Raw genomic sequence first — 10,935 nt, 5'->3', positions numbered from 1 at the left:
AAAAATACTTGACTTTAAGAAAAGCATATGATATATTTAACCAGTACGTGAAGAAAACAAAGCAGAGTTCACTCTCACCTTAGCACATCAGATGTGTCTCGGGTTTATATGTCTCGGCATCTAACTGCTGGTTGAACCGCGGTTTTGAGAATGCGTCATATTCGGAATCACAGAATATGAAAGAGGATATAAGTGAGTGTGGATTTTGTCCGCACTTTTTTTCATATAGTAAAAAAGTCAGGGTATATCATTACAGGTATGGAGGTGTACGACAATTAGCAATTTAATGATTAACGAACAAATCAGAGACAAAGAAGTACGTCTGATCGGAGCAGACGGAGCTCAGCTTGGAATCATGTCTGCCAGAGAAGCTATGTTCAAGGCACAGGAGGCAGGACTTGATCTGGTAAAGATCGCACCGCAGGCGAAACCGCCGGTGTGCAAGATCATTGATTATGGCAAATACCGTTACGAGCTTTCCCGTAAAGAAAAGGAAGCAAAGAAAAAACAGAAAACCATCGACATTAAAGAGGTACGTCTCTCTCCTAATATTGATACGAATGACTTAAAGACAAAGGTAAACGCTGCAAGGAAATTCCTCAGCAAAGGTGACCGCGTAAAAGTCACTCTGCGTTTCAGAGGAAGAGAAATGGCCCATATGGCAAGCAGCAGACATGTGCTGGATGATTTTGCGGAGCTTCTTACAGATATTGCAGTAGTAGAAAAAGCCCCGAAGATCGAAGGGAGAAGCATGACAATGTTTCTCAGTGAAAAACGTTAAGCAGTTACTGAGGATGTGCTGCAGGGCGCATATAACAGTAATGTGAAATAAAACAGAACCAACGAATCAAGGAGGAAATAAAAATGCCTAAGATTAAAACATGTAGAGCAGCAGCAAAACGCTTCAAAAAAACAGGTACCGGAAAAATCATGAGAAACAAAGCTTATAAGAGCCATATCTTAACAAAGAAATCTCAGAAGAGAAAGAGAAATCTGAGAAAGGCCACTGTTGTTGATTCTACAAACCTGAAAAACATCAGGAAAGCACTGCCTTATTTATAAGAAGTAAGAAGACGAACAGGAGGAAATTAAGAAATGGCAAGAATTAAAGGCGGATTAAACGCAAAGAAAAGACATAACCGTACATTAAAACTGGCAAAGGGCTACAGAGGAGCTCGTTCCAAACAGTATAGAATCGCTAAACAGTCTGTAATGAGAGCACTTGCAAGCTCCTATGCAGGAAGAAAGCAGAAAAAACGTCAGTTCAGACAGCTCTGGATCGCACGTATCAACGCTGCTGCAAGAATGAACGGACTTTCCTACAGCAAAATGATGCATGGTCTTAAAGTTGCAAACATCGACATCAACAGAAAGATGCTTGCTGAGATGGCAGTTAATGATGCAGCTGGATTTACAGCACTTGCAGAGATCGCTAAAAAGGCTGTAGCATAAATAAAAACATCAGGGATTCCCTGTCAAAAGATCACATATCCAATATTGGGTATGTGATTTTTTTATAAATTTGCACTTGCAATCATAAAATTCTAATGCTATAATCAAAACATTAAAGTATTAGCGAATGAAAGTGAAAAAAGGAGGAGATTTATTATGAAAAACTGGAAAAAAGCTCTGAGCGTAACAGCAGCAGTTGCTGTGGCGGCAACAATGGCTATGCCGGTATCTGTTTTTGCAGAAGGTGATGAAACATTTAAGATTGGCGTAATCGGACCGATGACGGGCGATTATGCACAGTATGGTACAAACGTCTATAATGCAGCTCAGATTGCTATTAATGAAATAAATGAGAATGGTGGATTTAATGGATATCAGGTAGAACTTCTGGCAGCAGGAGATGATATGGGAGATCCGGAAAAAGCAGTAAATGCATACAATGATCTGCTTGATAAGGGAATGCAGATGCTTTGCGGTGCAGTTACTTCCGGTTCCTGCATTGCAGTAGGTGCAGAGGCAGCAGAGAGCACTTTCCTGTTTACTCCATCTGCTACAGCGGTTGATTCTATCACATCAGGCTCCAACGAATTCCGTATGTGCTTTACAGACCCGGCACAGGGCGCAAAATCTGCACAGTATATCGGAGAGCATAAGCTTGCAACTAAGGTGGCTGTTCTGTATGATTCCATGGCAGACTACAATTCCGGCGTGCATGATTCTTTTGTAGAAGCAGCAGAGGAAAACGGTCTGGAAGTAGTTGCAGACGAGGCTTATACAACAGATAATAATACAGATTATTCTGTACAGCTTAAGAAGATTGCTGACAGCGGCGCAGAGCTTCTTTTCCTTCCAAACTACTATTCCGACAATGCATTGATCCTTCAGCAGGCATCAGAGGCAGGCATGGACATTAAGTTCTTTGGTGTTGACGGCATGGACGGTATTCTTAACGTAGAGAATTTTGATACTTCTCTTGCAGAAGGTGTTATGCTTCTGACTCCTTTCTCTGCAACAGCAGAAGATGAAGCAAGCCAGGCATTTGTAAAATCTTATAATGAGATTTCAGGCGGAGAAACACCGAACCAGTTTGCAGCAGATGCTTATGATGTTATCTATGCAATGAAAGCCGCAGCAGAGGCAGCAGAGATCACTCCGGATATGGCAAACGAAGATATCAGTGCGGCAATGAGCGAAGCAATGCTTAGCACAGAGCTTGACGGACTTACAGGAAAAGCAAAATGGACAGAGGAAGGCGAGTGCGATAAAGAGCCGAAAGCATTTGTGATCGAAAATGGTGCTTACAAAGAAATGGAATAATCAGTGAACCGCTGATTTGATCATTGATAGTCATAAGGACGGGGACGGTTGCCTTGCAGTGTGACCGTCCGCCGTTCCTTTTTATTAACTTTATGATAAGAGGTGCACTATGAGTTTTATATCTTATTTAAAAGATGGAATCAGCCTGGGCAGTATCTATGCGATCATTGCTCTGGGTTATACAATGGTGTATGGTATTGCAAAAATGCTGAATTTTGCTCATGGAGATGTTATCATGGTCGGCGCTTTTGTAATCCTTACAGCTATTACAAAAGGAGGTATGTCTCCGGTTCTGGCTGTTGTGATTTCCATTGTATTCTGTACGGTACTGGGCATTGTGATTGAAAAAGTTGCATATCGCCCTCTGAGAAAGGCATCGTCCAACCTTGCAGTGCTGATCACGGCTATTGGCGTCAGTTATCTTCTTCAGAATCTTGCCCTGCTTATTTTTGGTGCGGATGCCAAAAGCTTTGTAACAGTCATTGATGTTCCTTCTCTTTCTCTTTTCGGAGGACAGCTTGTGATCAAGGGAATCACAATTGTGACAATTGTTGTAAGTGTGATCATTATGGCGGCTCTTACGTTTTTTGTGCGAAAAACAAAACCGGGGCGTGCTATGCAGGCGGTTTCTGAGGACCGCGATGCAGCTCAGCTGATGGGAGTAAATGTAAATGCAACAATTTCCCTGACCTTTGCCATTGGTTCCGGACTTGCGGCCATTGCCGGACTTCTGCTTTGCTCTGCTTATCCTACACTGACTCCGTATACAGGAGCCATGCCTGGAATCAAGGCTTTTGTTGCAGCAGTATTCGGAGGTATCGGATCTATTCCGGGAGCCATGGTGGGAGGAATCCTTCTTGGTGTGATCGAAATTTTTGGAAAAGCCTACATTTCTTCTCAAGTAGCAGATGCCATTGTATTTGCAGTTCTGATCATTGTGCTCCTGGTGAAGCCTACCGGATTGTTTGGCAAAAACATTCAGGAGAAAGTGTAAGGTGGATCATATGAAAAATAAGATGAATAAGACAACAAAAAACAATTTTATAACATATGGGATCGTGATCCTTTTGTTTGCAGTGGTTCAGATCCTTTCCTCCACAGGAAATCTTTCCAGACTTCTTACAGGACTTCTGGTTCCTCTCTGCGTTTATACGATCGCGGCAGTATCCCTGAACCTTGTTGTGGGATTTTCCGGAGAACTGAGCCTTGGACATGCAGGCTTTATGTGTGTGGGCGCATATTCCAGCGCATTGTTTTCACATATGACAGCAGATGCCCTTCCGTCGGTTCCAAGATTTATCCTTGCCATTTTGGTGGGGGCAGCTGTGGCAGGGATTTTTGGTGTTCTGATCGGTATTCCGGTATTAAGACTCCGCGGAGATTATCTTGCGATTGTTACTCTTGCTTTTGGCGAGATCATTAAAAATCTGATCAACATTCTTTATGTTGGCGTGGACGAAAACGGCATTCATGTGGCAACTACTTCTGCTGGCTTTAAACTTGTTGCCGGAGGAAAAAAGATCCTGAAGGGAGCGCTTGGTATTTCCGGTACGTCGGCTCTTTATAAGGATATTAAGGAGCACTTTTTCCTGATTGGCGTGATCCTTGTATTGCTCACTTTGTTTATTGTACAGAATCTGGTGCATTCCAGAAGCGGACGTGCCATTATGTCCACAAGAGACAACAGGATCGCTGCAGAATCCATAGGCATCGATGTAACAAAATATAAGCTTCTTGCATTTACGGTTTCAGCAGCTCTGGCAGGCGTGGCAGGCGTGCTTTATTCCCATAATCTGTCTATGCTGAAAGTATCGGTATTCGATTATAATATGTCTATTCTGATTCTTGTGTATGTGGTTCTGGGTGGCATCGGAAACCTGAGAGGTTCTATGATCGCAGCGATTATCCTTTATGCTCTTCCGGAACTGCTTCGAGGATTTGCAAATTACCGTATGCTGATCTATGCGGTCGTGTTGATCGTGATGATGCTCTTTAACTGGGCTCCGGCAGCAAGAAACTGGAGAAGCCGTATGGTAGAGAAATTTAAAGGCGGAAAAATGAACAAGGAGGCAGCTTGACTATGGCAATGCTGGAAGTAAATCATCTGTCAATTCAGTTCGGCGGTCTTCGGGCGGTTGACGGCTTTCATTTAAATATTGAAAAGGGAGAACTTTACGGTCTGATCGGTCCTAACGGTGCCGGCAAGACTACGGTATTCAATCTTTTGACAGGCGTATATAAGCCTACAGAGGGGATTATCCGGCTGGATGGCCAGGATATCACAGGAAAAAGTACCATTGAGATCAACAAAGCGGGAATTGCCCGTACTTTCCAGAATATCCGTTTGTTTAAAGATATGCCTGTTCTGGATAATGTAAAAGCAGGGCTTCATAATCATTATCAGTACTCTGTTCTCACTGGTGTTTTAAGACTGCCAAAATATTTTAAAGTAGAAAAAGAAATGAACGAAAAGGCTATGGAAATTTTGAAAGTCTTTGATCTGGATAAGGAAGCGGATCTTCTTGCCGGAAATCTTCCTTATGGAAAACAGCGTAAACTGGAGATAGCCCGTGCATTGGCAACAGAGCCTAAGCTTCTCCTTCTGGATGAGCCGGCTGCAGGAATGAATCCAAATGAAACACAGGAACTGATGGACACTATCCGTTTTGTACAGGAACATTTCCATATGACGACACTTCTGATAGAACATGATATGAAACTGGTAGGCGGTATCTGTGAAAAGCTTACTGTGCTGAATTTTGGTCAGGTTCTGACACAGGGGGAAACTTCAGAGGTACTGAATAACCCACAGGTTATTACAGCATATCTGGGAGAATAGGAGGAAATCAGTTATGGCAATGCTGGAAGTAAAGGATCTTCAGGTATATTATGGTGTGATCCAGGCTCTGAAGGGGATTTCCTTTGAGGTAAACCAGGGAGAGGTCATTGCTTTGATCGGTGCCAACGGCGCCGGAAAGACAACTACACTCCAGACACTTACAGGAATCCTTCAGGCAAAATCCGGAAGTATCATGTTTGAGGGCAAAGACCTGACAAAGGTGCCTGCCCATAAGATTGTAGAAATGGGGATGGCTCATGTCCCGGAAGGAAGACGCGTGTTTTCGGATATGACTGTATATGAAAATCTTCTTATGGGTGCATATACACGTAAAGACAAAAATGAAATTGCAGAAAGTCTTGAAATGGTATACAAGAGATTTCCAAGGCTGAAAGAACGGCAGGGACAGCGTTCAGGAACTCTTTCAGGCGGAGAGCAGCAGATGCTTGCCATGGGACGCGCCCTGATGAGTAAACCCAGGATTATCTTAATGGACGAGCCTTCTATGGGACTTTCGCCAATTTTTGTAAATGAGATTTTTAATATCATTAAGGATGTAAGTGAAGGCGGTACCACAGTTCTTCTGGTAGAGCAGAATGCAAAGAAAGCCCTTTCTATTGCAGACAGGGCATATGTACTGGAAACAGGAAATATCACTCTGGAAGGCAAAGCTGAGGATCTTCTTCATAATGAGGCTGTCCAGAAAGCATATCTGGGAGAATAAAAGACAGCAGGGCAGATCCGGGGGATTTGCCGGGGATCATGCAAGGAGGAAAGAAAATGGATGAAAATATTGTGATTTCCATTGCAAGGCAGTATGGAAGCGGCGGCCGTACTGTAGGAAAAATGCTTTCAGAGAAGCTGGGAATTTCTTTTTATGACAAAGAGATCATCCGTATGGCTTCTGACGAAAGCGGAATTGATCTGAAGCTTTTTGGAAAGGTAGAAGGAGGAGACAGTGTAAAGCCGTCTTTGTTTTCCAAAAATACCATATACAGAGGAAAGCTTCATCAGCCGGACAGTAAAGAGTTTATTTCCGATGAGAATATTTTCAGCTATCAGGCAAAGGTCGTAAATGATCTTGCGGAAAAGGAATCTTATGTGATCGTAGGACGCTGTGTCAATTATGTTATGAGAGACCGCCCGAATACCCTTCGTGTATTTATCCATGCACCCTGGGAATTTCGAGTAGAGCAGGCAGCTGAGAAGATTTCCGGATCCAGAGAGGATATAGAAAAATTTCTTTTGAAAGATGATAAAAGAAAACAGGAGTATTACCGCAGATTTACCGGTGGTACGTGGAATGATGCCACAAATTATGATCTCTGTCTGAACAGCGGAAAGCTTGGATTCGAAAAATGTGTAGAAGCTATTGAAGCACAGCTTAAGATTATGTTTGGTAAATAAACAGTTTAAAAAAATACCGGGGGTTCCAAATAAGGAGACTTCGGTATTTTTTATTATGTGGTGCATATACTGTCCAGAGAAGAAAACTGCAGGAGCGGTTTATGAAAAAAACGCACAGACCGTACTGTAAAGATATTGCTGTATGGACATTGATTCTTCTGTTGATATTTTCATCCCTGGGGTGGATACATAAAAAAGGACTGCGGGAGAGTGTGGATACAGCTGCCCGCGTGATAGCAGGAGAGGGGATGCTGAAGCTGGTGCAGGATACCCTGGATTCTCCTCTCGTGGCTTTGACATTTGATGACGGACCAAGTAAAAAATATACAGCAGAGCTTCTGGACGGTTTAAAGAAAAGAAATGTAAAAGCTTCTTTTTTTCTTCTGGGAAAAAGTCTTGAGGGAAATGAAGCGCTTGTAAAAAGAATGCACAGAGAAGGGCATCTGATCGGAAATCATACGTTTCACCATGTACAGCTTGACAGAATTCCGGAAAAACAGGCAAAAGAGGAGATTCTACGAACAAATAACAGGATTTATGAGATTACAGGAGAATACCCTGTTTATATGAGACCTCCTTATGGGGCATGGAATAAGGAAATGGAACTTCAGGTAGAGATGATACCGGTTTTTTGGAATATAGACACCCTTGACTGGAAAACACAAAATGTAGATTCTATAATCCGGATAGTCAGAGAAAATGTAAAGAACGGATCGATTCTTCTGATGCATGACGAGTATGCGGCAACTGTAGAGGCTGCCCTGAAAATTGTAGATGAGCTTACAGAGGAAGGCTGCAGATTTGTAACAGTTGACCGTCTTATTCTGCCGTGATGCTTGCTTTTTCTGTCTTTTTTAGATATACTGTTACTGGACAAGAGAAAGAAGTACATAAAGGAGATGTATTATGGGTCGTTTTTTTAATATGGATAATAAATTCTTTGTTTTTATGGGAAGACTGGCAGATCTTTGTATGTTGAATATTCTATGTATTATCTGCTGTCTTCCGGTAGTCACTGCGGGGGCGTCTTTGACAGCACTTTATTATGTGACCATGAAAATGGTAAGAAATGAAGAATCCTATATTTTCCGGAGCTTTTTTAAGTCCTTTAAACAGAACTTCAGACAGGCAACAGTGATAAATCTGATCATGCTGGCAGCAGCGGCGCTTCTTTATCTGGATACCCGCATTACCAAAGCCATGGCAGATCCGGTGGGAAAAATTCTGGCAATGATATTTGCATTGTTTACAATGATTTATTTGATCATTTTGCTGTATCTGTATCCGGTGCTGGCGAAGTTTTATAATTCTATTAAGAATACGTTTAAGAACGCACTTTTAATGGGAATCCGTCATTTACCTTATACGTTTTTGATGCTTGCTGTTTGTGCAAGTCCGCTTCTGATCCTTTTTATTCCATCTTTTCAGGTGCAGATGTTCCTGATCCTTGTACTTATTCTTATTGGACCGGCGCTTGCAGCATACTGTAATTCACATTTTTTTGTTAGGATTTTTGATAAATATATTCCGGAGGAAGCAGATGCTTCAGAGGGAACAGAGGTAATATCCTGATGACTGAACAGAACAGAGAAAACCGGGAACAGCATAAAAGCTGGAACGGGAAACCTTATCGCTCCCTGGACTATATGCTCAGGGAGCGTTTTGGAGAAAAGGTATATAAAGTAACTTTAAATGGAGGAATGTCCTGTCCAAACAGAGACGGTACGCTGGGAAAAAGGGGATGTATTTTCTGCAGTGAAGGAGGAAGCGGAGATTTTGCCGCAGATGCAGCTCTTTCGGTTACCGATCAGATTGAAAGTCAGATCTCAGTGCTGTCAGGAAAACGTCCGATAAAGAAATACATTGCATATTTTCAGGCATATACGAATACATATGCTCCGGTAGAATATTTAAGAAAGATTTTTACAGAGGCCATAGTTCATCCAAAGATTGCAGCGTTGTCTATAGGCACCAGACCGGATTGCCTGGGTAGTGATGTGCTGGCACTTCTGGAAGAACTGAATCAGGTGAAGCCGGTATGGGTAGAACTGGGACTGCAGACAATTCACGAAAAGACAGCTCAGTATATCAGGAGAGGATACAGGCTGGAATGCTTTGACCAGGCAGTAAAGGAATTGCATTGCCGGAAACTGGAAGTGATCGTTCATACGATCCTGGGACTTCCGGGGGAAAGCCGCCTGGATATTCTTGAAACTATGCATTATCTGAATGAAAAAAATATTCAGGGGATCAAACTGCAGCTCCTTCATGTTCTGAAAGGAACTGATCTGGCATATGATTATCTTGCAGGGAAGTTCTCTGTGTATGAAAGAGAAGAGTACCTGGATCTGGTGATTGATTGTCTGGAAAACCTGGATCCGGAGATTGTGATACACAGGATCACAGGGGATGGACCAAAGGAACTGCTTTTGGCGCCTTTGTGGGCCGGAAGGAAAAGAGAAGTCCTGAATATGCTCCATCACAGAATGAAAGAACGGGACACCTGGCAGGGAAAACAGCTTGGTACTTCTCTGTAATTGAGAAAGAGGTGATAAAATGGCTGAACCATTTACAATTTATAAACTTATCGTACTATACATGGCGCAGAATTGCAGGCAGGAACTTACAAATTCTCAAATATCAGAATTCATACTTGACCGTGAATATACAGATTATCTTCATCTTCAGCAGGTGTTGTCGGAACTGGTAGAAACCGGGCTTTTGAAACGACGGACAGTATCCAACAGCTCCCACTATGAATTGACGGAGGAAGGAAGGGATACGCTGTCTTATTTCGAACAGGATCTGTCTTCCGATATTAAAAAGGAAATAGACGAGTTTCTGAAAGATTATGGATGCCGGATCCCGGATCGGATCCTTATGCCGGCAGATTATTACACTACACCCCAGGGAGGATATGCAGTCCGATGTCAGCTGATCGAAAAAGACATGACGATCATGGATCTGACTCTTGCAGCGCCAAATAAAGAAGCTGCCCGGGCAATCAGCAGAAACTGGCCTCAGAAGTGCCAGGATATTTATACTTCGCTTATGGGAGAGCTGATCTGATTTTTCTTCCTGTGTTAGAAAAAACAAATAACATTTTTGAAGCTCTTTCTCAGAAATAAAATTACTCTGAGAAAGAGCTTTTTTAAAAAGTTCCAAATAAAACTATTTTAAATAAGAAAGCTTTGAACAGAGCAATTTGTCGAATTTTGTCGAAATATTCTTGCATCTTTTCTTTGGAATCGATTGACATCTGAAAAAACCTGCGCTATTATCATCACATAAGAATAGCTTGTACTATTGAAGCTTTTGTGACAATGATCATAAGTCCTCTGCATTTCTGCAGATTCTGGAGGACGTAATTCGGGCATATCGCCGACATTTTCACATGACTGTAAATTTTATGTTGGCTGAGCCGGGAAAACGTACCGAAGGAGTATGTCCTTTTCCGGACGGCCGGAAAGGGAGAAATTATGACTTATAAGAAACGGAAACTTGAAGACTTAAATGTATTGGATGATTTTATGTTCAGCGCAGCTGCTTCTGACGAGGAAGTGGGAAAGGAATTTTGCAGGACTGTGCTTTCAGTTTTGCTTCAGAAAGAACTGGGAGATATTCAGATAACAGCACAGAAGACGATAGTGCCCTGTACACCGGAGATGCGGGGGATTCGCATGGATGTAGAGGTAAAAGAATCCCTGGAGGATAAAAATGCGCTTCCTTCGCTGAATGTTTATGATGTAGAACCCCATCTGAGAAAGGAAAAATATTTTCCGAAACATAACCGTTTTTATCAGGCAAAGATAGACAGCCGTTACATAAGAAGCGGAGAAAGGGATTTTAGAAACCTTCCCAATCTTTTTGTGCTGACAATCACCGAATATGATCCTTTTGGAAAAGACCAGATAATCTAC

13 protein-coding genes and 1 pseudogene are annotated in these 10,935 nt (G+C 42.3%); all 14 read left to right on the top strand.

The genetic code is table 11. The features are described 5' to 3' along the window. Nucleotides 1-286: 286 nt before the first annotated feature. Nucleotides 287-781: a translation initiation factor IF-3 gene (infC, locus tag RDS42_RS07845; RefSeq protein ID WP_156353778.1), complete on the top strand. Its 495-nt coding sequence runs from the start codon at nucleotides 287-289 to the stop codon at nucleotides 779-781. Nucleotides 782-864: 83 nt separating this feature from the next. Continuing rightward, nucleotides 865-1,062 carry a 50S ribosomal protein L35 gene (rpmI, locus tag RDS42_RS07840; RefSeq protein WP_156353777.1) on the top strand — a complete coding sequence of 66 codons (198 nt, stop codon included), beginning with the start codon at nucleotides 865-867 and terminating at the stop codon, nucleotides 1,060-1,062. A 33-nt stretch (nucleotides 1,063-1,095) separates the two neighbouring features. Then, the gene (gene rplT, locus RDS42_RS07835) at nucleotides 1,096-1,452 is read left to right on the top strand and encodes a 50S ribosomal protein L20 (protein WP_308783159.1); all 357 of its coding nucleotides are present in this window, start codon (nucleotides 1,096-1,098) and stop codon (nucleotides 1,450-1,452) included. A 156-nt stretch (nucleotides 1,453-1,608) separates the two neighbouring features. Continuing rightward, nucleotides 1,609-2,769 carry an ABC transporter substrate-binding protein gene (locus RDS42_RS07830; RefSeq protein WP_308783158.1) on the top strand — a complete coding sequence of 387 codons (1,161 nt, stop codon included), beginning with the start codon at nucleotides 1,609-1,611 and terminating at the stop codon, nucleotides 2,767-2,769. 109 nt (nucleotides 2,770-2,878) lie between these two features. Continuing rightward, on the top strand, nucleotides 2,879-3,763 hold the full coding sequence (locus RDS42_RS07825) for a branched-chain amino acid ABC transporter permease (protein WP_308783157.1): 885 nt from the start codon (nucleotides 2,879-2,881) through the stop codon (nucleotides 3,761-3,763). A 10-nt stretch (nucleotides 3,764-3,773) separates the two neighbouring features. Continuing rightward, the gene (locus RDS42_RS07820; RefSeq protein WP_308783156.1) at nucleotides 3,774-4,847 is read left to right on the top strand and encodes a branched-chain amino acid ABC transporter permease; all 1,074 of its coding nucleotides are present in this window, start codon (nucleotides 3,774-3,776) and stop codon (nucleotides 4,845-4,847) included. Nucleotides 4,848-4,849: 2 nt separating this feature from the next. Beyond that, a complete protein-coding gene (locus RDS42_RS07815) occupies nucleotides 4,850-5,608 on the top strand; it encodes an ABC transporter ATP-binding protein (RefSeq protein ID WP_308783155.1) in 759 nt (252 codons plus the stop codon). A gap of 13 nt (nucleotides 5,609-5,621) precedes the next feature. Beyond that, entirely contained in the window at nucleotides 5,622-6,332 is a 711-nt protein-coding gene (locus RDS42_RS07810; protein ID WP_308783154.1) for an ABC transporter ATP-binding protein, read from the top strand. A gap of 56 nt (nucleotides 6,333-6,388) precedes the next feature. Continuing rightward, a complete protein-coding gene (locus RDS42_RS07805; protein WP_308783153.1) occupies nucleotides 6,389-7,015 on the top strand; it encodes a cytidylate kinase-like family protein in 627 nt (208 codons plus the stop codon). 101 nt (nucleotides 7,016-7,116) lie between these two features. Beyond that, nucleotides 7,117-7,848 (top strand): polysaccharide deacetylase family protein, encoded by a 732-nt coding sequence (locus RDS42_RS07800; protein WP_308783152.1) that lies wholly within the window; start codon nucleotides 7,117-7,119, stop codon nucleotides 7,846-7,848. A 73-nt stretch (nucleotides 7,849-7,921) separates the two neighbouring features. Then, nucleotides 7,922-8,587, top strand: coding sequence for a YesL family protein (locus RDS42_RS07795; RefSeq protein ID WP_308783151.1), 666 nt, complete (start codon nucleotides 7,922-7,924; stop codon nucleotides 8,585-8,587). Next, nucleotides 8,587-9,552, top strand: coding sequence for a TIGR01212 family radical SAM protein (locus tag RDS42_RS07790; RefSeq protein WP_308783150.1), 966 nt, complete (start codon nucleotides 8,587-8,589; stop codon nucleotides 9,550-9,552). The genes RDS42_RS07795 and RDS42_RS07790 overlap by 1 nt, the downstream gene beginning before the upstream one ends. Before the next feature lie 19 nt (nucleotides 9,553-9,571). Continuing rightward, nucleotides 9,572-10,084, top strand: coding sequence for a DUF4364 family protein (locus RDS42_RS07785; protein ID WP_308783149.1), 513 nt, complete (start codon nucleotides 9,572-9,574; stop codon nucleotides 10,082-10,084). A gap of 410 nt (nucleotides 10,085-10,494) precedes the next feature. Then, nucleotides 10,495-10,935, top strand: a pseudogene (locus RDS42_RS07780) (hypothetical protein); the annotation flags it as partial.

The organism is uncultured Blautia sp., assembly GCF_902497045.1.
Lineage (GTDB): Bacteria > Bacillota > Clostridia > Lachnospirales > Lachnospiraceae > Blautia_A.
Note: the sequence above shows the minus strand (reverse complement) of the source record. Positions and strands in the feature narration are given on the sequence as shown.